Below are 21,780 nucleotides of genomic sequence, written 5' to 3' on the forward strand. Positions count from 1 at the left end.
TGAGAAACGGACGGTGGAATGCAATTATTGTTTTCACCCCCCTGTGGGCCCCTGCATACGATAAGGCATACATGTGGTGAAAGGAGTGACGTCCCGATGCTGACCGGAGTCCGGATTGTAGTCCTGGGCGGAGATGCGCGGCAGCTTGAAGTCATTCAAAAGTGCGCTGAGCTGGATGCAACGGTAAGTGTGGTGGGTTTCGATAAAATAGAGCGTTCCATTCCAGGGATCGAGCACCAGGAACTGGAGGATGAAGTGTTTGCTTCCGCAGATGTACTCGTACTGCCTGTTGTCGGTTGCGATGAGCAGGGAAAAGTAAGTACTTCATTCAGTGACACACCGATCTATTTGAAAAAGGAACATATTGCAGCATTACCAGAGCATTGTATTGTGTTCACAGGTATGGCAAAGCCGTTCTTGCGCGAACTTAGTCTTGAAAATGGGCTGCGACTTGTTGAAGTACTTGATCGTGATGATATTGCACTTTATAACTCTATTCCAACAGCTGAGGGAGCCATCGCCATAGCTATTCGGGAGACGGACTTCACAATCCATGGTTCGGAATGCATTGTGCTTGGCATTGGTCGAACAGGATTCACAATGGCCAAAACACTGCAGGGACTTGGAGCAAATGTACGGGTGGGAATCAGGCGGGAAGAGGATGCTGCCCGCGCTACAATAATGGGCTGGAAGCCTTTCATGACAACGGATTTGGCCGCTCAGACCGGGGAAGTTGACTTGCTTTTTAATACGATACCGACTATGATAATCACAGCACAAATCCTGTCCAGAATGCCGCAAAAGGCTGTCATTATCGACCTCGCATCCGCTCCTGGCGGTTGTGATTTCAGGTATGCCGACAAACGCGGTATCAAAGCGCTACTTGCGCCAGGCCTCCCCGGCATTGTTGCTCCCAAAACGGCTGGCGGCATTATTGCCGACGCGTTGATCCGTTTGCTTTTGGAAGAACAGAACGCACGGGAGGTTAAATCATGAACTGGCAGGGAAAAACGGTAGGTTATGCAATTACGGGTTCTCATTGTACGTTTGAAGAGGTTATGCCGGTAATTAGCCGCTTCGTAGCTGAAGGTGCCAACGTCGTTCCGATTATTTCGAATTCGGTTCTGACGACGGATACACGCTTCGGTACGGCGCAAAATTGGCAAAAACAGTTGAAAGATATAACAGGTAATGATATCATTTCTACAATTGTTGAAGCGGAGCCTTTAGGGCCTTCCAAGCTGCTTGATGTGCTGGTTATTGCTCCATGCACAGGGAATACAACAAGCAAGCTGGCTAATGCGATGACCGACAGTCCAGTGCTAATGGCAGCCAAAGCGCAGATGCGCAATCAGCGTCCACTTGTGCTCGCGATTTCCACGAATGACGGTCTGGGCTTGAATGCTGCGAATATCGCCAAATTGCTTGTGGCTAAATACTTGTATTTTGTGCCATTTGGGCAAGACGATCCAGTGAAAAAACCAAACTCGTTAGTCGCCAAAATGGAATTGATTCCAGAGGCTTGCTGGAGTGCTCTTGAGGGCAAACAGTTGCAGCCGATGATTGTGGAGCGTTCTTCACAGGCTTGATGGAACAATGATTCGGTGACAACGTTTATACGCTTGGAGAAATGAAGAAGGGTTCTAGAGACAAAGAAAATCATGGGGGACAATATGCTGGATTGAACAGCTACTATGTCCACGTTCCTGTCTATAAGGCATTCCTGCTTGCGGGCAGTACAGGTTAAGCAAGCGGGAGAGGTCTATTGTGAATGTATGCATCATGACCTCGATAACAACCGCGACCTTTGATTTGCGATTGTCCCAGACAATTACAGAAAATAAGGAGCGGCATGGAATGCCGTATAAAATGCTGAAATTATCGCATCAGAACGCTCCCTAGAGTGATCCATTTGTTGATTTGACCCGTGTCCAGTCTTCTTGCGTACACAAATGGAGGAATAAAGATGCGTATCATGGTACAGAAATTCGGAGGCACGTCTCTCTCCACTGTTCAGGCGAGAGAGCATGTGCTCCGTCATGTTAAACGTGAACTTGAAGCAGGATTGAGTCTGGTCATCGTTGTGTCTGCGATGGGGCGCCGCGGCGAGCCATATGCGACCGATACGTTGCTGGACTGGGCTGCACAGAACGGAAACGCACTATCCGCACGCGAAAAGGATTTACTGCTGTGCTGTGGTGAAATCATATCGGCGACAACGTTGAGCAGTTTACTCGAACATGAAGGCATTCCAACTACAGTGCTGACCGGTGCACAAGCAGGTTTTGTGACGGACGACAATTTCGGGAATGCCCGGATATTGGATGTCCGTCCTGTTCGTGTGTTGGAGCAGCTTCAGCTTGGCCGTGTCGTTGTTGTAACCGGATTCCAGGGGCAGACAGAGAACGGAGACTTCACGACATTGGGTCGTGGGGGAAGCGATACGTCTGCTACAGCTCTCGGTGCAGCATTACGTGCTGAAATGGTGGATATCTACACAGATGTGAACGGGATACTCACCGCTGATCCGCGAATTGTTGAGGATGCACGTCCACTGACTGTTGTGAGTTATGCAGAGATCTGTAACATGGCCCACCACGGGGCCAAGGTAATCCATCCACGTGCGGTTGAGATTGCGATGCAATCCCAGATTCCAGTGCGGGTAAGATCTACTTTTGCAGACACGGAGGGAACGCTGGTTACGCATCCGGAAGGATTCCAGGATGTGCAGACAGGCATTGTTGACCGTTATGTAACAGGCATCGCCTACGTGAGCAATGTAACGCAAATTACGGTGGATGTGCCTGGTGGTGGTGCAGATCGATTGCAACTAAAAGTGTTCAAAACCATGGCTGAGAATTCAATCAGCGTTGATTTTATTAATGTTACCCCCTCGGGAGTTGTCTATACGGTTTTTGACAGTGATTCCGAGAAAGCCATACAGGTATTGCAGGAGATAGGTCTCAAGCCACAAAGCCTGTCCGGTTGTGCCAAAGTGTCCGTCATTGGCGGAGGCATTAATGGTGTACCTGGAATCATGGCTCGAATCGTGGAGTCCTTGACACTGGCAGACATTCAGATCCTGCAATCGGCAGATTCGAATACAACGATCTGGGTACTCGTAAAAAAAGAAGATATGGTTCAGGCCCTGAGGGCACTTCACGCCTCATTCGAACTTCATTTGTAAATAACTGAAGTTAGAGGAGCCAAACCTGTTTTGAAGGAGGAATCGAATTGGACTTTGGAAGATTGATTACAGCAATGGTCACTCCGTTCAATGAACAAGGAGAGATTCATTGGGAGGAAACGGCACGTCTAATCGACTATCTAATTGTAGATCAAAAGTCGGAGACGCTTGTGGTTTCTGGAACAACAGGGGAGTCTCCAACACTTAGTGATACTGAGAAAGTTCAATTATTCGAATTTGCAGTGAAACATGCGGCCGGTCGGTGCAAAATTATAGCCGGAACGGGAAGCAATAACACGGCACATTCCATCCATTTGACACAGGAAGCTGAACGTGCCGGAGTGGATGGCATTTTGTTGGTTGTTCCGTATTACAACAAACCTAGCCAAGAAGGTTTGTTTAAACATTTTGAAGCGATTGCAGGCTCCACCAAGCTGCCAATTATGCTCTACAACGTGCCTGGACGTACAGTAACCAGCCTGTCAGCAGAGACAACGCTTCGTCTTGCACAGATTCCTAACATCGTCGCTACGAAGGAATGTGCGTCTATGGAGCAGGTTACGCTGATTGCAGCAAGTGCTCCAGAAAATTTTAGAGTTTATTCCGGTGATGATGCTTCAGGCTTACCAGCGATTGCGGTTGGAGCACATGGAATTGTCAGCGTGGCCAGTCATGTCGTAGGGGCAGAAATGAAGAAAATGATTGACGCCTTCTATGGCGGAGCACCTCTTCAGGCTGCTCAGATTCATCAGCAGTTGTTCCCAGTATTCAAAGGCCTGTTTGAGTGTCCACAGCCTCTACCAAACCCCGTAGCGGTGAAATATGCGCTGACATTGCGTGGTCTAGACGTTGGTTCCGTACGGTTGCCCCTTATTCCGCCAACGGAAGAGGAGCAGGTTTATATCAAAGGTTTGCTTAATTTGTAATCATTTTGGTTGTATATGGACTATTTTATTAATCATGGGAATATCCTTCAGATCAGCAAAAGAACCGCTCCTCTTCCTAGAGGCTGCGGTTCTTTTTTTTACGAGTAATGTGAGGTTTCTTTTCCACTGCTAAGGGGAAACCTACAGGTTAACGAGAGAGTGACTTGTTTTTTTTGTTTTTAATCATGTATAATGATGTCAAGTGACTGGGTGCGGTATTTTTTTGAAATTGAAAGCGACATCGCTTCGTGGTGTAGCTTTGCGGTGAAAAAGGAAGGAACGGCTAAGAGGGAATTTCAACTCCAACTTGTTGGTCAAAGGGAATAACTTCGAAGAACTTCTTCCAAATATCGTGAATAAAGGTGTTCTTTTGCATTCATCCCGATAGGTGGGTATGTGATGTATGGACTACTTTTCTTAACTTACAATAAATAATAAGGTACGACGTCCAACTACCATAGGAGGTTTAGATTCATTTGTCTAAGAAAAATAATAACGATAAACTGATGATTTTTGCTTTGGGCGGCGTAGGCGAGATTGGTAAAAACATGTACGTCATCCAATACGCCAACGACATTGTAGTCGTAGATGCTGGTCTTAAATTCCCGGAAGAAGATATGCTTGGTATTGATATTGTCATCCCTGACATTTCTTACCTGACTGAGAACCGTGACAAAGTAAGAGGAATCATTCTTACTCACGGACATGAGGATCACATTGGTGGTCTGCCATATGTTCTCAAACATCTGAATGTTCCTGTATACGGAACAAGACTTACGCTTGGACTTGTAGAAAACAAGTTGAAAGAAGCGAATTTGCTGGGTGATACAAAACGTATTCTGATTGATGCTGATTCCGAGATCCAACTTGGATCTGTTCTGAAAGCATCGTTCTTCGCTACTAACCATAGTATTCCGGATTCTGTTGGTGTATGTGTCGAAACACCGGAAGGTGCAGTTGTTCACACGGGTGACTTCAAATTCGACCATACTCCAGTCAATGGTCAATATGCAGATCTTCAGCGTATGGCACAGATTGGAACAAATGGCGTGTTAGCGCTATTGTCCGACAGTACGAATGCTGAGAAACCTGGATTCACACCATCGGAGAAAAATGTGGGTATCGTGCTGGAAGATATCTTCCGTAAAGCAAGTCAACGTGTTGTTGTGGCGACATTTGCTTCCAACGTACACCGTATCCAACAGGTGATCAATGCAGCAGAAGTGACTGGACGTAAAGTTGCAGTTATCGGACGTAGCATGGTGAACGTGGTTGGTATTGCTTCAGAACTGGGTTATCTTGAGATTCCGGATGGCATGATCATTGAACCTGAAGAAGTAGGCAAGATGGCAGCTGATCGTGTCGTGATTCTCTGCACAGGAAGTCAAGGAGAGCCAATGTCAGCACTGACACGTATGGCTCGTTCCACGCACCGTAAAGTGGACATCCTGCCAGGTGACACCGTCATTATCGCAGCAACTCCGGTTCCAGGTAATGAGAAATATGTAGGCCGTACGATTGATGAACTGTTCCGTCTGGGTGCTAACGTGCATTACAGCGGTGCTAACAGTGGCGTCCACGTATCTGGTCACGGTAGCCAGGAAGAGCTGAAACTGATGCTCAACCTGATGAAACCGAAATTCTTCTTGCCGATTCACGGTGAATTCCGTATGCAGCGTCGCCACGCGGTTCTTGCTGAATCTGTAGGGGTAGAACCTGAGAACATTTTCATCACGGATATCGGTGAAGTGATTGAAATTCAAGGTGGAGCAGCACGTAGAGCAGGTAAAGTTACTGCAGGTAATGTGTTGATCGATGGCTTGGGTGTAGGCGATGTGGGTAACATTGTACTTCGTGACCGCAAATTGTTGTCACAAGATGGTATCCTTGTTGTTGTGGTAACACTCAGCAAACAGGATGGAAAAATTGTTTCCGGTCCTGACATCATCTCTCGCGGATTTGTGTATGTTCGTGAATCGGAAGGACTATTGGATGAGGCCAACCGGATCGTTAGCAGCACATTGCAGAAGTTGATGAGTGAGAACGTTAACGAGTGGGCTTCACTCAAAACAAATGTTAAAGATGCACTGGGACGCTTCCTGTATGAGCAAACTCGTCGTAGACCGATGATTTTGCCAATCATTATGGAAGTTTAAAATAGGCTAAACAAAAACATATATTCAGGCACACAGTCGCCCCTTCTCTACGAGTAATATTGGACGGTTCCTCGTAGAGAAGGGGCTTTTTTTGCGTTTTCAGGAAGATCTGCAATAGCGTCAATATGTGAAGCAATTTGATGTAGCGGGTATAAGGCAGTTGGAAAAGTCCCCATACTAAGGAAATACATTAAATGTTTCTGGAGAAGGGGATTATTGAAATGAATGAACGTATGAATGACAAGCAGGCGTCAAGATCCAATCAACCGGAAGTTGAAGCGCCGGAAATTCCGATTCAGGAGGAAAAGGCCATCTCTCCCGTGACAGAGACTATTCAGCAATTTGGGCAGACACAGTCTCCTGCAGGTGAGTCGAATATTTTCTGCATGACCATTATTGGACAGGTCGAAGGGCATTTGATTTTGCCGCCACAAAACAAAACAACAAAGTATGAACATATCATTCCACAGCTGGTGGCCGCAGAACAAAATCAGCGTATTGAAGGTATACTGATCATTTTGAACACGGTAGGTGGAGATGTAGAGGCGGGTCTAGCCATTGCAGAGATGATTGCTTCTCTAAGCAAACCTACGGTGACTGTGGTCATTGGAGGCGGGCATAGCATTGGAGTACCGATTGCTGTAGCTTCAACATATTCCCTGATTGCCGGAAGTGCAACGATGACGATCCATCCGATTCGGATGAACGGCCTTGTCATTGGTGTACCTCAAACGTTTGAGTATATGGAGAAAATGCAGGAAAGGGTTGTTCGGTTCGTGACTTCTCATTCGAATATCTCTGAAGAGATGTTCAAAGAACTAATGTTTAAGACTGGTGAGTTGAATCGGGATATTGGTACAGCTGTAGGAAGCGCAGATGCAGTGAAACATGGATTAATGGATGCAGTGGGCGGGATTGGACAGGCTATTGCTCAGTTAAATCAGCTCATAGGAGACAAGAGACAGACTCTGCAAGCGGGAGGTTATACCCAATGACATTATATACAGTGATGCCCCCGGAACAACTCTGGTCGGGAATGTGGAAAGAGGGCGAAGATACGAGGGAGATCAAAATGAATGGTTTGTTAATGCAGGTAAGACCTGTTAATGACAATGAAGCCGTTATTGTTCGTTTGCTGGATTGTCCACTTGAAGCCTATCTCAATCCTGCCAATATGCCGGGTTCGACCATTCCGATTTCGGGTAACTTGGGATCAGCATAACGCGACGAATTCAGACAAATTGAGCAGAAAAAGAACATATGTACGGATTATATTTGTATGGTATAATATTCTTCTGGGGGTGACCTGATTTTGGCCAGAAGAAAAAAGAGGAAAAAAAAGGGCGCTGGTTTTAGTGGCGTTTTAAAATATGAAATTTACGGGATTGTGCTTATTACCCTTGCTGTCATAGCATTATCGGGTGAAGCCACCGTTGGACGTTCGCTTTCCAAGATGTTCGGACTGATGCTTGGTAAGTTTTATTTTGCGATTCCACTTGTTGGTATTTATTATGGTCTCATGGTGATGATTCACCGGAAATGGCCGAGTGGTTGGACCACACGCAAGACAGGACTTGTTTTGCTGGTCTTTGCCTTAACCTTGATGAGTACTGTCTCTGCAATGCACCAGAAGCTCATTCCGGTAGGTGCGCTTGAGCCTGGTGCTGTGATTACGCAGGTACATAATGATATGCAAACCGAGTTGCTAACCCCTGCTGTGCCAGGTGAGAGGGACTCCATGCTTAACAAGGACATCAGCGGTGGTTATCTCGGAGCTGGGCAATTTGCTCTTTTCCTGTGGCTGTTCGGCAGTCTTGGGGCGAGACTCATCATGATTGTCATGTTTATCATCAGTTTTATGCTGATTACGAGTCTATCTTATGTGGATTTGATACGAATATTCCGAACAAAGATTTGGGATGCCGGGAGTTCGATGTACAAAAAGCTGGAGTCGAGACCCTCTGCACGTTCTGCTTCAACTTCTGATGCCAGAAAGAAAGGTAACGCCCGTAAAGTGGTACCTGTTCCTGTTGAAGATGACGAAGACGAGTATGAGGATGAATTAGAGGAACAGCATCTACCAAAACGAAACTCGCCCATATTCTTCCAACTTTTTGGGAAATGGGGAGCTAAACGGGAACAGGCGACATCAGGACGTGAAATGGATGAGGTCGATTCGGCAGAAACAGAACAGATTGTGTACCGCGCCGAACAAGATCACAATCTAGAGGCGTGGCAGGATGCAACCGAAGACGTAACTAACAAATCAGCTTCATCACGTGTTCCTGTTCAGGCTAAACCTAATTCAGCGCCGATCATTCGAGACTTTTTCGAGCACGTCAGAACAGAAGAGGCAAGCATTGAAGATGATCTGGACGATGCTTATCCTTTCCCGGATAATCTGGCCGATCCAAACGTAGTACAACAGGGCGAGCATGCCATTAAAATAACGGATGAACTGGTAGAGACGGAGTGGTCCGCATCCGATGCGGGTACAAACGGGATGAATGCTGTGGATGAGATTCAGAGTGGAGAAGAAGTACCTAATGATGCAATGCAGGGAACAGATACTCCAACTCCTGAAGGGCAGGACACACCACCGGTGAAACCACCACCGCCACCTCCTAAGCCGTACAAGCTGCCATCATTCCGTCTACTTGCCAAGCCAAACAATGGGGGCAAGGCGGGTGACCAGAAGGATTATATGCAAACAGCACGTAAGTTGGAAGCCACACTGGAAAGCTTCGGTGTTCGTGCCAAAGTACTTGAAGTGGTTCGGGGTCCTGCCGTTACAAGATATGAAATTCAACCTGACATTGGCGTCAAGGTCAGCAGAATTGTCAGCCTAACTGATGATATCGCGTTGGCTCTGGCGGCAAAAGATATTCGGATGGAAGCACCGATTCCCGGAAAGTCTGCTATTGGTATCGAAGTACCTAATGGTGAAGTATCGGTTGTAACGATGCGTGAAGTAATGGAGACAGCAACGTTCCAGGATGCAGAATCCAAAGTGACCATTGCATTTGGCCGAGATATCTCGGGACAGACGATTATTGGTAACTTGGCTCGTATGCCCCATTTGTTGGTTGCGGGTGCTACAGGTTCCGGTAAGTCGGTGTGTATTAACGGAATTATTACCAGCATATTGTACAAAGCCAAGCCGGATGAAGTGAAGTTCCTGATGGTCGATCCCAAGATGGTTGAGTTGAACGTATATAATGGGATTCCCCATTTGCTGGCACCGGTAGTAACTGATCCTAAGAGAGCGTCACTTGCTCTCAAAAAGATTGTGGTTGAGATGGAGAAACGATATGAACTGTTCTCCAAATCAGGCACTCGTAACGTTGAAGGTTACAATAATCTGATGAAAGATAATCCTGCGGCTGTTCTGCCTTATATTGTTGTCATTGTGGATGAGCTTGCAGATCTCATGATGGTTGCAGCCGGAGATGTTGAAGATGCGATTGCGCGGCTTGCCCAGATGGCTCGTGCAGCCGGTATCCATCTGATTATTGCTACACAGCGGCCTTCTGTGGATGTTATTACTGGCGTAATCAAAGCCAACATACCTTCTCGTATCGCCTTCGGTGTATCCTCACAGGTGGATTCTCGAACCATTCTGGATATGGGTGGGGCCGAGAAACTGTTGGGTCGCGGAGACATGTTATTCATGCCAATGGGCGCATCGAAACCGGTTCGTGTACAAGGTGCTTTTATGAGTGATGAAGAAGTGGAAAATATTGTGAATTATGTACGTGGTCAAGGTGAAGCACAGTATGATGAGTCCCTTGTACCTGAGGTGGACGACTCTATCCAGGCTGAAGATGAAGTACAGGACGAGTTATACGAAAAGGCAGTGCAGATTATTCTGGAGGCCAAGCAAGCGTCTGTTTCTCTGCTACAACGTCGAATGCGAGTAGGATACACCCGTGCCGCACGTTTGATTGACTCCATGGAATCCCGGGGCGTGATTGGTCCTTACGAGGGTAGCAAACCACGGGAAGTGTTGGTCTCGCTTGAAGAGTACCAACAAAACAAAATAAGCTCGTAGCTTGTAATGCACATGAATATTCAGGCGATTCGAGCCCTCAACCTTAATGGTTGGGGGCTTTTTTCATACAATTTGACTGAAGTTTTACCATGATGTCCAATGATCGGATGATTTGGTGCATAGGAAGCAAGCAGGCTTGTCATAATAACCTTAGCGATTCTGTTAATCCCACAAGAGAAAGGTAGAGCACAGTCGATGCGAAAAATGAACATATGGCTTTTCACTGCTATTTTGCTGATGTCCGCATTGGGAATCCGTTATTTGCTTCCTGAGAATGCAGCAACCGAAAGTTCGAATCAAAGCACATCACAAGTTGAAGAGAAAGCCTTGCCTACTTTCAGCAGCAACGCTGTGAAATATGGAAGTTACGGTCAGGATGTATATGAGCTTCAGGGGCGTCTGAAGTACCTGGGATTTTACAATGGTAAAATCGACAGTAATTTTGGCAGCAGCACACTGAAATCCGTCAAATGGTTTCAATCCGAGTTTGGCATGAAGGCAGATGGTGTGGTTGGAGCTGAGACCAAGCTCAAGCTGTACAATGCGTCAACCAAATGGTCGCCAACAGAGCCGCCGCTACACAAGGAATCCTCAGGTGGAGGTGGAGGTAGCAACAATACGGCAGATAAAGAGCAAGACAATATGGGATCTGCCAATGCTCTTGGTCTCTCAGAGAATGAACTCAAGATTATGGCTAACGCTGTATATGGTGAAGCCCGGGGTGAACCGTTTGAAGGTCAAGTCGCAGTAGCGGCAGTAATTATGAATCGCGTGAAATCACCAAGCTTTCCAAATACGCCTTCAGGCGTGATCTTTCAGCCAGGTGCATTTACGGCTGTAGCAGACGGACAGATCTATTTGGAACCAAACGCACAAGCCAAAAAGGCAGTTGAGCAGGCCCTGAATGGATGGGATCCGTCCGGTGGATGTCTCTATTATTTTAACCCGAAGACAGCAACATCCAAATGGATCTGGACCCGCCCACAAGTGAAAACAATCGGACAGCATATCTTTTGTATGTGATGATGTTGGAAGCAACCAGAAGGCGTGACTTCGGTTGCTTCTTGCCTTTTGAATGGGTTAAAATGGTTGTTACGTTTAGCTTAATATGATTGCATGATAAATGACGCCGTAAAGGGGTTTTGACATTTGAATACATCAGGATTCGAACGAGGTAGCAAGAGAGAGTTTCGTATACATGTGCTTCCGACTAAACGTTTTAAAACGTTTGCTATATCGTTATATGCAGGAGTTCCCTTACGGGAAGATACAGTAACCAAAGTAGCGCTGACACCTTTTGTTCTGCGACGCGGCACGGAGTCCTATCCGGAAACAACGCAATTTCGTGAGCAACTGGAGCATCTGTATGGAGCAGGTTTTGGTTTTGACGTCTATAAACGCGGGGATTACCAGATTGTACAGTTCCGAATGGATACCATTAATGATTCCTTTGTTGGAGGGGATGAGCAGTTGCTGGATCGTTCATTTGCCTTCCTTGGAGAGGTTCTTACACGACCTGCACAGGAGAATGGACATTTCAGGACGTCTTATGTACAAGCAGAGCGAGAGACTGTTCGGAAAAAGCTGGAGTCCATCGTGAATGATAAAATGCGCTATGCGGCTGAACGCAGTATCGAGGAAATGTGCAAGAACGAGCCATACCGTCTTCATCCATTGGGTGAGCGAAAGGATCTGCCTGGGATTGAGCCCGACACACTGACTGCGTCTTATCAGGAGTGGCTGCAGCAGGCGAGTATGGATCTGTACGTGGTAGGGGATACGACACTGGAGGAGGTCGAGAACCTTGTTCAGCGTCATTTCAATGTAGATCGAACGTCCTCCTCTGATTACCAGACACAGGCAGCGGTTCGAGGAAATAAGGAAGTGGAGACCGTTGTTGAGCGACTGAATGTGAGTCAGGGAAAACTCAATATGGGACTCCGTACATCTATCACTTATGGAGATCCTCAGTATGCCGCAGCACTAATGTACAACGGGATTCTCGGTGGTTATCCTCATTCCAAACTGTTTGTCAATGTTCGTGAAAAAGAAAGCCTGGCGTATTACGCGTCATCGCGATATGACGGACATAAGGGCATTGCAACGATTCAATCCGGGATTGAAATCCCTAATTATGAGAAGGCTGTCACCATTATCAAGCAGCAGCTGGAAGAAATGAAAAGCGGTACAATCAGTGATCTGGAAATGTCTCAGACCAAAGCAATGATCCGTAACCTGCTTAAGGAAATGCAGGATTCTGCTTTTGAGATGATCGCTTATGACTTCAATCGACAGTTGTCTGGCAAAGAAAGAACGGCTGAAGAACTGTTGGCTCAGGTAGAACATATTAGCAAGGAAGATGTACGTGAGGCGGCAGAACAATTCCGTCTGGATACGATTTATTTCTTGCGGGACGAGAAGGAGGAATAATCGGTGGAGAGCATTCGGTATGAGCATTTGCAGGAGACACTATATTACGAAGTAATGGATAACGGACTGCATGTCTATATTTTGCCTAAACCGGGGTTCCAGAAAACGTATGCTACGTTTGCAACCAAGTATGGATCGGTGGATAATCATTTTCAGGTTGAAGGACAGGAAGAAGTGAAGGTTCCGGATGGGATTGCTCATTTCCTGGAGCATAAAATGTTTGAAGAACCAACAGGCGATATTTTTGCAACATTTGCGTCTCACGGTGCCTCAGCTAATGCGTTTACGAGCTTTGATCAGACGGTTTATTTGTTTTCAGCGACTGAATATGTGAATGAAAATATACAAACATTAGTCAACTTTGTGCAAAATCCTTACTTCACGGATCAAAATGTGGAAAAGGAAAAAGGCATTATTGGACAGGAAATTGACATGTATGCTGATAATCCGGATTGGCGTGTTTATTTTGGATTGATCGAAGCCATGTATCAGAAACATCCGGTGCATATCGATATTGCAGGAACGGTGGAATCCATCCGTACGATTACCAAAGAGATGTTATATGAGTGTTATAACACCTTCTATCACCCGAGTAATATGCTCTTGTTTGTGGTGGGTGGTGTAGATCCACAAGAAGTCATTGATATGGTTCGATCGAACCAGGAGCAGAAGGATTATAAGCCACAGGGGAGCATTCAACGTTTCTTCGAACCGGAGCCTGAGCAGGTAGGAGAAGCCAGACGGGAAGCGAAACTGGCTGTTTCACTGCCCAAATGTCTGTTTGGATTCAAGGAGACGGACGTTGGACTTACCGGGGAACAATTGTTACGGCGAGATATGACAACGCAGCTGATGATGGACCTCTTGTTTGGCTCAAGCACACGATTATTTCAGAAGCTCTACGATGAAGATCTGATCTCGGACAGCTTTGGACATGAGTATAACAGTTCGCCGCAATATGCTTTTTCAGCCATTGGTGGTGATACAAAAGACCCGGATCAACTGCTCGCGCGTATACGTGAAGAAGTGGATGCCATTGTAGAAAAAGGGTTCGATTCCACGGATTTTGAACGTGCACGCAAAAAGAAAATAGGCGGATATTTGCGTATGCTCAATTCTCCGGAGAACATTGCGCATGAATTTACACGTCAGCAATTCCGTGGCGGTGATTTTTTCAATATGCTGCCGCTCTATGAATCGATTACACTGGAAGATGTAAATCTCAGACTGAGAGAGCATATTCGGTGGGATCATCTGGCTGTATCGCTAGTCGTGAGTCCTTGATATGGAGAGGGGAACGGGACAATTGAAGGCAATCGGGGAAATGACTGTACTGGTAACTGGCGCAAGTGGTGGCATCGGAGCGGCTATCGCAGAACGCTTTGCCAGAGTGGGAATGAATGTTGTTATACACTATATGAAATCGCATGAAGCAGCGAATGAAGCCGCCAGACGGTGCATGGAACAAGGCAGCGGAAAAATCATGACCGTGTCTGCGGATCTTCGCAGCCGGGAACAGATTGAGCGTATGCGTGAGAAGCTGGAGTCGCACAATCTCATGCCAGATATCCTTGTGAACAATGCAGGAATCTCGCACTATGGGATGTTGGCTGATGTTACAGAGGAGATCTGGGATGAAGTGATGGCGATTAACCTCAAAGGCACGTTTATGTGTACACAGGAAATGATGCCTCACATGATCTCCCAAAGGTACGGCCGGATCATTAATGTATCGTCGATCTGGGGGCTGTCTGGTGCTTCTTGTGAGGTGCTGTATTCCACAACCAAGGGTGGGGTGAATGCATTCACCAAAGCGCTTGCGAAAGAACTCGCGCCTTCCGGAGTAACCGTAAATGCCGTTGCTCCTGGTGCAGTTCAGACATCCATGCTGAGCCATCTGGATCAGAGTGAACTGAAGATGCTGGAAGAGGAAATTCCGGCAGGAAGACTTGCTCAACCTGATGAAATCTCATCATTGGTTTATTTTTTGGCTCTCCCTGAATCGGGTTATATCAATGGGCAGATCATCAGTCCAAATGGCGGTTGGTTAACGTAAAAAAGCAAGAAAACTTGACTGGCTGTGAATGAACCAGGTGAAGGTTGCTGAGAAGCAGTCGTCTTCCGGATTATTTTCAAAATGCTCGTATATAAAATGCTTCGAAAGCACATATTACAACTGTTGATTTTAAATCTCATGCGTCATCTAAGGAGGATTTATCATGTCAACAGAAAAAACAGTGCTCTCCAGTTTTGACACATGGAAGAAGTTCCTGGGTGACCGCGTACTGCAAGCAGAGAAGATGGGGATGAGTGAAGAAACCATCAACAAACTTGCGTATGAAATCGGCGACTTCCTTGATGAGAAAGTCGATCCGGCGAACCATTCCAACCGGGCATTGAAAGAGTTATGGGATGTCGGCGATGCTGATGAGCGTCGTACGATTGCGTGCCTGATGGTCAAATTGGCCAAACAAAACGCATAAGATTACAGATGAAGAGCTCCCGCAAGGGGGCTTTTCTCTAATGATTACAAACGGATTACAGAGCTGTTCTTGTAATTCATTTTCATTTTATATATCATTAACGTGACCCATTTTTAGAAGATGTCTCAGATTGTTGTCCAGTGGATATGTTCTGTTGCTGTCGAATAATGGGGAATAATGCATTACGGGGTGTTGAAATGGAATCTAAACAATGGTACATGGAATATAAAATACATAAGAACAGACCCGGTTTGTTAGGCGATATTGCCTCTATGCTGGGGATGCTTGAAGTGAATATATTGACCATTAACGGTGTTGAAGGCAAAACTCGAGGCATGCTGCTTGAATCGGATGATGATGAAAAAATCCGTTTGCTTGGTGAAATGCTTGGCAAAGTAAACAGCATCACCGTATCGGCTTTGCGGCAACCTAAATTGGTGGATATTTTGGCCGTACGTCATGGCAGATACATTGACCGTGACTCGGATGATCGCAAGACATTTCGTTTCACACGAGATGAACTTGGGTTACTTGTGGACTTTTTGGGTGAAGTATTTAAGAGGGAAGGCAATCAGGTCATCGGTTTGCGCGGAATGCCTCGTGTTGGCAAAACGGAGTCTATTATTGCGGGCAGCGTATGTGCAATGAAGCGATGGACGTTTGTTTCCTCCACACTTCTCCGTCAGACGATAAGGAGTCAAATGTCCGAAGACGAATTGAACCCAAACAATGTCTTCATCATTGACGGAATTGTAAGTACGATTCGTTCCAGTGAGCGGCATTACAACCTGTTGCAGGATATTATGTCCATGCCTAGCACTAAAGTTATTGAACATCCGGATATTTTTGTACAGGAATCCGAATATGATTTTAATGATTTTGATATTATTATTGAATTGCGTAACATTCCCAATGAAGAGATTATTTATGATACGTTTACGGCTAGCTACACCGATGAATTGTAAGGAACCGTACGGAATCATGGAATAGATTAGCAACAACTCAAGAGATAAACATAAGGAGGAGATGGCATGTCTGAACTGGGTCAGCAGTTAAGGGAGGCCCGGCTGCAAAAAGGGATGAGTCTTGACGATGTACAGGAAATGACAAAAATTCGCAAGAGGTATCTGGAGGCCATAGAAGCAGGAGACTATAAAGTGCTGCCGGGTAGCTTCTATGTGCGTGCTTTCATCAAAACCTATGCGGAGACCGTGGGACTGAACCCTGATGAGCTGCTGGAGGGACACAAAAAAGACGTACCCGAAGAAGAGACGGAAGCAACGATGGAACCGGTTATTCAGAAGCGTTCCAGCCGTCCGGTTGAGCGTAGTAATCGGTGGATGTCTGTCGCGTTGATGTGGACATTCCCTGTTTTGATCGTAGTACTGTTGTATGTATACGTGGTGTATAACAATGGTGATGAATCAGATAATCCGGGTCTTGATCAGGTCAAAATTACAGACAGTCAACAACAACCTGAGGATAAACCAGATCCACCTGCCGACAACGGACAGGCATCTAATCCGCCTGCGACAGATTCAGGTACTGACGGTACTGGTGAGGGCGACGCTGGGGGTAATGGTGGCGGTACAGACACTGAAGGACAGACGGACGGTCAAACTGATGGCCAAACGGACGGACAGACGGATGAAACTGAGGAAAAACCAACTGACAATTCACCGTCTAATGTGACTGTTGCAGAAGATGGGAAATCAGGGAATATTACGAACTTTAAAGTTAACGGTAGTGCAGGGCAACCTGTAACGGTTACGATCAAAGCAACAGGTCATAGCTGGCTGGAAGTGTATAAAGGCGAAAACTCCAGTGGAGAGAAGTTGGAGTATGGTAACACAGCCGAAGGTGACAGCTATACCTTTGAGCTTGATAGTACAGGCATGTATATTAAGTCCGGTTACGCTGCAGCGACCACGATTGAGGTTGGCGGGCAGGTTGTAACGGATGGCAAGGCGACCAATCGGATCCGTTTGAAGCTTGGTGAAGATAGTAGTGGCACTCCTTCTTCCACAGGTGTTGAAAATGGATCAACGGACGGTACAGGGGGTACCACGGGTAGCGAATAACCGGGTCAACTGCAGGAGACAATAATCGTGTCTTAACTTGCAGTTAACTTTTGGTGAAGTGAGGTGGATGGCTGTGACAGTCAGCTGGATCGTAACAGGTTTAGGGATCATTGTCAGCCTCCTAGGTTATTACCTGACTCCAAGTGCTTGGGGTTACGGAATATTGGGTTTTGGACTTGCACATGTACTTTTGGGTGTGCTCGATATGTTCAGACAGCCCAACCGCAGCCGCTATTAGGTTGGAAGCTAAACCAGCAAGCATTTTTGGCAGCCACTTGAAGTGGAAGCCAAAAATGCTTTTTTCTTTGTGTAAAACAGCTTGAAATTAGACTTTTGCTTAAGGTATCCTCTATAATGTTACAGAACATACGATTAACTGAAAGGGTGACTGGTTTGAGCTCAGAAAATTCATTTGATATCGTGTCCAAAATGGACTTGCAAGAACTGACAAATGCCGTTACACAAACCGAGAAAGAAATTGGCGCTCGTTATGACTTCAAGGGCAGCAAGAGCAGCCTGAAGCTGGATAAGGATGCGTTAACGATCGTATCTGATGATGAGACCAAACTCAAGGCTGTCATTGAAGTGCTGCAATCCAAAATGGCGAAGCGTGGTCTACCATTGAAAAACATTGATTACGCAAAGGTAGAGCCAGCGTCTTCTGGTACAGTCCGCCAGCGTTTGAATTTTAAACAGGGGATTGATCAGGACATCGCCAAGAAAATCAATATCCTGATTCGGGATTCCAAGATGAAGGTGAAGAGTCAGATTCAGGGAGATCAACTTCGGGTAACTGGTAAGAGTAAAAATGATTTGCAAGCTGTCATGCAGTTGCTAAATGGTGCTAACCTGCCTCTGGATTTGCAATATACAAATTTCAAGTAATAAGGCCTTTTTGTAGCAAAAGTGTTTTTTGACACGGTATTGGGCGTATATTATACTAAGTGTGCATTGCTGGCAGTCAAGCATCAAGTCCAGTCCTCATCGTTTGCTGACTTTGTGAAAAGCAGTACATCTTCTGGAAGTCACCGGAACGTTTAAAGCGTTTTGCTTTTGAGCGGTTGACTTTATTTTTTGCGTTTCTACATAGTGGGATCATGTTAATATGGATTGACATTGAAACTGTACATTTCATGTTCCGGATGATGATAACGGGATTATGATGATTGTTTGGAGTAATGGAGGATATGAGGGAGGGCGTCTTGTGAATTTACCCAACCGGATTACGCTTGCACGAATTTGCTTAATCCCTTTTTTGATGGTGTTCCTGCTCGTGGATTTTCCATTTTATCCAGAGCCGTTGCAGCTTGGAAGCTTGTCGCTTCCGTATAATCAACTGATTGCTGCTGTTATTTTTATCATCGCCGCAAGCACAGATGGAATTGACGGATACCTTGCGCGGAAAAATAACATGGTTACCAATCTGGGGAAACTGCTCGATCCACTCGCAGACAAGTTGCTGGTTACTGCAGTTTTGATCTCGCTTGTGGAGATGGGCAAGCTGGATTCCTGGATTGCAGTTGTGATTATTAGTCGTGAATTCGCAGTTACCGGCTTGCGTCAAATTGCATTGCTGGATGGTTCGGTTGTTGCCGCTAGTGCTTGGGGCAAGCTGAAGACTGTAGTGCAGATTGTGGCGATTGTGCTGTTGCTGTTGAACAATTTCCCGTTTTCATACACGGGTATTCACGTCGATATTATCGCGGTATGGGCAGCAGCGCTTATTACCATCTGGTCGGGTATCGATTACTTTATCAAAAACAAAAATTTGCTTCATTTAACAAAAGCATAATGGTTTGTTCTTAAATGGGTAATCATGAAGGAAGCATTGGGTCAGGGGCAATAGGAAATTATCCTATTGCCCTTTGATCACTCACCACGTGTACAGGAGGATGCTCAATGAAGGCAGAAATCATTGCAGTTGGCACAGAGCTACTGCTTGGACAAATCGTCAATACCAATGCCAGATACCTATCCCGTGAATTGGCTGCGATGGGGATCGATGTATATTTCCAAACGGTGGTTGGGGATAACCTGAACCGACTTAGTGAAGCTATTCGCATTGCGCAGAGCCGTGCAGACGTTATTTTATTTTCCGGTGGCATCGGACCTACACAAGATGATCTGACCAAGGATGCGCTCGCAGCTGTTCTTAACCGGAAGCTGCATACAGATCGAATGGCAATGGACAAAATTGAGAGCTTTTTCAGAGATCGTAATGTGGATATGACAGAGAATAACCGACGTCAGGCGATCGTTATTGATGGCGGAACACCTCTGGCCAATGAAACGGGCCTCGCGGCAGGAAATGCGATTTCTGACAATGACAAATATTATGTTGTGATGCCTGGACCACCTAAAGAGTTGATTCCAATGTTTGAACAGGAAGTCAAACCTTGGCTGTTCCAGCATGTACTCACAGAAGAGATGCCGATCTATTCCCGAATGCTCAAATTCGCAGGTATTGGTGAATCTGCTCTGGAAGATCGACTTCTGGATCTGATTGACGCGCAGACAGACCCTACGATTGCTCCTTACGCGAGCGAAGGCGAAGTTACGGTACGTGTCTCCACAAAGGCTGAGAGTGAGGGAGAGGCGAAGCTGAAGCTGGATGCGATGGAAGTTCAGATTCGGGAGCGTTTGACAGAACATCTCTACGCGAACGAGGATGTGCCTATAGAGTACACGATTGTAACTATGATGTCTGACATGGGGCTGACGCTCAGCGCTGCTGAGAGCTGTACAGGAGGGCTTGTCATGCAAAGTCTGACCTCTGTACCCGGAAGTGCGTCAATGCTCAAAGGTGGAATTGTTTGTTACTCCAATGAAATTAAAGAAAAGTTGCTGAATGTGCCTCATGATTATCTGGAAGGTGAAGATGCACCTGGGGCGGTAAGTCCAGAGGTTGCAAAAGTGCTTGCTGAGCAGATCCGCATGATTGGCGATGCTGATTTTGGCTTGGCTGTTACCGGTGTAGCTGGACCGGGATATTCGGAACGCAAACCACCCGGACTTGTCTTCATCGCTCTTGCTGAACGTGGAAAAGAGACGGAAATTCATGAGCTGCGTATTAATGGTAATCGCGAGACGGTTCGCATTCGTTCAGCCAAAGCGATTCTCTATCGCTTATGGCAAAAACTTGTGGCGATGGATTGATTAGTTAATAGCTTCGATTGCATTTACAGTTCCAAGCAAGTATAATTAAGGAAGACGGAAGAACCGTAGAATTAGGCTTTACAGCCTTGTTTACGGTTCTTTTTTCTGTTTAATGGAAAGTTTCCTTGAGGAAGAGGCGCCTCGGCCTTTACAAAAAAAACGAATGTATGTTCGAAAAAAAGCTTGGCAAACGTGTTAAAACAAGGTATCATTATCTTATAAACAGTAAAGGGTGTGAGCTTATTGTCAGACCGTCGTGCCGCGCTTGATATGGCGCTCCGTCAAATAGAGAAGCAATTTGGTAAAGGATCCATCATGAAACTGGGTGAGTCCACTCATATGAATGTGGAAATTATTCCCAGTGGTTCCTTGGCTTTGGATATTGCATTAGGAACAGGCGGCTTGCCTAAAGGCCGTATTGTTGAAATATATGGACCTGAATCCTCTGGTAAAACAACCGTAGCATTGCATGCTATCGCTGAAGTACAAAGAGCGGGTGGACAAGCTGCATTTATCGATGCCGAGCATGCTCTTGACCCACAGTATGCAAGCAAACTTGGTGTTAATATTGATGAATTGCTTCTGTCTCAGCCAGATACGGGTGAGCAAGGGCTGGAAATTGCAGAAGCTCTTGTACGCAGTGGTGCAGTAGATATCGTCGTTATTGACTCTGTAGCCGCATTGGTTCCAAAAGCAGAGATTGAAGGCGAAATGGGCGATTCACACGTTGGTTTGCAAGCGCGTTTGATGTCTCAGGCGCTGCGTAAACTGTCTGGTGCAATCAGCAAATCCAAAACAATCGCAATCTTCATTAACCAGCTTCGTGAGAAAGTCGGCGTTATGTTTGGTAACCCGGAAACAACACCTGGTGGTCGTGCTCTGAAGTTTTATTCCACAGTACGTCTGGATGTGCGTCGTATTGAGAGTATCAAATCAGGCAATGACATGATTGGTAACCGTACTCGTATTAAAGTTGTGAAAAACAAAGTGGCACCTCCGTTTAAACAAGCGGAAGTGGATATCATGTATGGCGAGGGTATCTCGAGAGAAGGCAGTATCATTGACATTGGTACAGAGCTGGACATCGTTAATAAAAGTGGTGCTTGGTACTCCTACGAAGGCGAGCGTTTAGGACAAGGCCGTGAGAACGCAAAGCAGTTCATGAAAGAGCATAAAGATATTGCTGACATCATTGAACAAAAAATTCGTGTAGCCAGTAACTTGGTTACTGCAGTTCCTGCGCCAACTAGTGAAGAGCAACAAAAAGAAGCAGCAGAAGAACAAGAACTGTTTGAAATCAACGAGTAATC

At 46.0% G+C, this 21,780-nt stretch carries 20 protein-coding genes; all 20 read left to right on the forward strand.

The annotated features are described in order from the left end of the window. Positions 1-96: 96 nt before the first annotated feature. The 20 genes from dpsA to recA all read left to right on the forward strand — a co-directional run bounded on the left by dpsA (position 97) and on the right by recA (position 21,778). A complete protein-coding gene (gene dpsA, locus V6668_RS11690; protein ID WP_338708487.1) occupies positions 97-996 on the forward strand; it encodes a dipicolinate synthase subunit DpsA in 900 nt (299 codons plus the stop codon). Then, positions 993-1,589, forward strand: a complete 597-nt coding sequence (locus V6668_RS11695) for a dipicolinate synthase subunit B (protein WP_017689130.1) — start codon at positions 993-995, stop codon at positions 1,587-1,589. Before dpsA ends, V6668_RS11695 begins: the two co-directional genes overlap by 4 nt. A gap of 377 nt (positions 1,590-1,966) precedes the next feature. Continuing rightward, entirely contained in the window at positions 1,967-3,187 is a 1,221-nt protein-coding gene (dapG, locus tag V6668_RS11700; RefSeq protein ID WP_036670402.1) for an aspartate kinase, read from the forward strand. 47 nt (positions 3,188-3,234) lie between these two features. After that, positions 3,235-4,113, forward strand: coding sequence for a 4-hydroxy-tetrahydrodipicolinate synthase (gene dapA / locus V6668_RS11705; protein WP_036670403.1), 879 nt, complete (start codon positions 3,235-3,237; stop codon positions 4,111-4,113). A gap of 476 nt (positions 4,114-4,589) precedes the next feature. Further along, positions 4,590-6,269: a ribonuclease J gene (locus V6668_RS11710; RefSeq protein WP_036609284.1), complete on the forward strand. Its 1,680-nt coding sequence runs from the start codon at positions 4,590-4,592 to the stop codon at positions 6,267-6,269. 233 nt (positions 6,270-6,502) lie between these two features. Continuing rightward, a complete protein-coding gene (locus V6668_RS11715; RefSeq protein ID WP_036609439.1) occupies positions 6,503-7,264 on the forward strand; it encodes a ClpP family protease in 762 nt (253 codons plus the stop codon). After that, positions 7,261-7,491: a YlzJ-like family protein gene (locus tag V6668_RS11720; RefSeq protein ID WP_017689125.1), complete on the forward strand. Its 231-nt coding sequence runs from the start codon at positions 7,261-7,263 to the stop codon at positions 7,489-7,491. Before V6668_RS11715 ends, V6668_RS11720 begins: the two co-directional genes overlap by 4 nt. A 90-nt stretch (positions 7,492-7,581) precedes the next feature. Continuing rightward, on the forward strand, positions 7,582-10,320 hold the full coding sequence (locus V6668_RS11725) for an FtsK/SpoIIIE family DNA translocase (RefSeq protein WP_338708490.1): 2,739 nt from the start codon (positions 7,582-7,584) through the stop codon (positions 10,318-10,320). A 195-nt stretch (positions 10,321-10,515) separates the two neighbouring features. Beyond that, complete coding sequence (gene sleB, locus V6668_RS11730; RefSeq protein ID WP_076318532.1) at positions 10,516-11,343, forward strand: spore cortex-lytic enzyme; 828 nt, start codon at positions 10,516-10,518, stop codon at positions 11,341-11,343. A gap of 126 nt (positions 11,344-11,469) precedes the next feature. Beyond that, positions 11,470-12,750, forward strand: coding sequence for an EF-P 5-aminopentanol modification-associated protein YfmF (gene yfmF / locus V6668_RS11735; RefSeq protein WP_076326811.1), 1,281 nt, complete (start codon positions 11,470-11,472; stop codon positions 12,748-12,750). 3 nt (positions 12,751-12,753) lie between these two features. Further along, positions 12,754-14,034 (forward strand): EF-P 5-aminopentanol modification-associated protein YfmH, encoded by a 1,281-nt coding sequence (gene yfmH, locus V6668_RS11740; protein WP_076318533.1) that lies wholly within the window; start codon positions 12,754-12,756, stop codon positions 14,032-14,034. Between the two features lies 1 nt (position 14,035). Continuing rightward, on the forward strand, positions 14,036-14,806 hold the full coding sequence (ymfI, locus tag V6668_RS11745; RefSeq protein ID WP_036670413.1) for an elongation factor P 5-aminopentanone reductase: 771 nt from the start codon (positions 14,036-14,038) through the stop codon (positions 14,804-14,806). Between the two features lie 163 nt (positions 14,807-14,969). Beyond that, positions 14,970-15,233, forward strand: a complete 264-nt coding sequence (locus V6668_RS11750; RefSeq protein ID WP_017689119.1) for a DUF3243 domain-containing protein — start codon at positions 14,970-14,972, stop codon at positions 15,231-15,233. A 197-nt stretch (positions 15,234-15,430) separates the two neighbouring features. Beyond that, complete coding sequence (locus V6668_RS11755) at positions 15,431-16,198, forward strand: DUF3388 domain-containing protein (RefSeq protein ID WP_036609270.1); 768 nt, start codon at positions 15,431-15,433, stop codon at positions 16,196-16,198. A gap of 66 nt (positions 16,199-16,264) precedes the next feature. After that, positions 16,265-17,314: a helix-turn-helix domain-containing protein gene (locus V6668_RS11760; RefSeq protein ID WP_338708494.1), complete on the forward strand. Its 1,050-nt coding sequence runs from the start codon at positions 16,265-16,267 to the stop codon at positions 17,312-17,314. Positions 17,315-17,387: 73 nt separating this feature from the next. Then, positions 17,388-17,552, forward strand: a complete 165-nt coding sequence (locus tag V6668_RS11765; protein ID WP_167350848.1) for a hypothetical protein — start codon at positions 17,388-17,390, stop codon at positions 17,550-17,552. 155 nt (positions 17,553-17,707) lie between these two features. Further along, positions 17,708-18,199: a YajQ family cyclic di-GMP-binding protein gene (locus tag V6668_RS11770; RefSeq protein WP_036609266.1), complete on the forward strand. Its 492-nt coding sequence runs from the start codon at positions 17,708-17,710 to the stop codon at positions 18,197-18,199. A gap of 319 nt (positions 18,200-18,518) precedes the next feature. Beyond that, positions 18,519-19,106: a CDP-diacylglycerol--glycerol-3-phosphate 3-phosphatidyltransferase gene (pgsA, locus tag V6668_RS11775; protein WP_017689114.1), complete on the forward strand. Its 588-nt coding sequence runs from the start codon at positions 18,519-18,521 to the stop codon at positions 19,104-19,106. A gap of 107 nt (positions 19,107-19,213) precedes the next feature. Next, positions 19,214-20,470: a competence/damage-inducible protein A gene (locus V6668_RS11780; RefSeq protein WP_036609262.1), complete on the forward strand. Its 1,257-nt coding sequence runs from the start codon at positions 19,214-19,216 to the stop codon at positions 20,468-20,470. A gap of 243 nt (positions 20,471-20,713) precedes the next feature. After that, positions 20,714-21,778, forward strand: coding sequence for a recombinase RecA (gene recA, locus V6668_RS11785; RefSeq protein ID WP_036609261.1), 1,065 nt, complete (start codon positions 20,714-20,716; stop codon positions 21,776-21,778). Positions 21,779-21,780: the final 2 nt, after the last annotated feature.

It is taken from the genome of Paenibacillus amylolyticus (genome assembly GCF_036894225.1).
Lineage (GTDB): Bacteria > Bacillota > Bacilli > Paenibacillales > Paenibacillaceae > Paenibacillus > Paenibacillus amylolyticus.

Coding starts and splice junctions, on each gene's coding strand:
- dpsA (WP_338708487.1), top strand. CDS start 97: ATGCTGACCGGAGTCCGGATTGTAGTCCTGGGCGGAGATGCGCGGCAG.
- V6668_RS11695 (WP_017689130.1), top strand. CDS start 993: ATGAACTGGCAGGGAAAAACGGTAGGTTATGCAATTACGGGTTCTCAT.
- dapG (WP_036670402.1), top strand. CDS start 1,967: ATGCGTATCATGGTACAGAAATTCGGAGGCACGTCTCTCTCCACTGTT.
- V6668_RS11715 (WP_036609439.1), top strand. CDS start 6,503: ATGAATGACAAGCAGGCGTCAAGATCCAATCAACCGGAAGTTGAAGCG.
- V6668_RS11720 (WP_017689125.1), top strand. CDS start 7,261: ATGACATTATATACAGTGATGCCCCCGGAACAACTCTGGTCGGGAATG.
- sleB (WP_076318532.1), top strand. CDS start 10,516: ATGCGAAAAATGAACATATGGCTTTTCACTGCTATTTTGCTGATGTCC.
- ymfI (WP_036670413.1), top strand. CDS start 14,036: ATGGAGAGGGGAACGGGACAATTGAAGGCAATCGGGGAAATGACTGTA.
- V6668_RS11750 (WP_017689119.1), top strand. CDS start 14,970: ATGTCAACAGAAAAAACAGTGCTCTCCAGTTTTGACACATGGAAGAAG.
- V6668_RS11755 (WP_036609270.1), top strand. CDS start 15,431: ATGGAATCTAAACAATGGTACATGGAATATAAAATACATAAGAACAGA.
- V6668_RS11760 (WP_338708494.1), top strand. CDS start 16,265: ATGTCTGAACTGGGTCAGCAGTTAAGGGAGGCCCGGCTGCAAAAAGGG.
- V6668_RS11780 (WP_036609262.1), top strand. CDS start 19,214: ATGAAGGCAGAAATCATTGCAGTTGGCACAGAGCTACTGCTTGGACAA.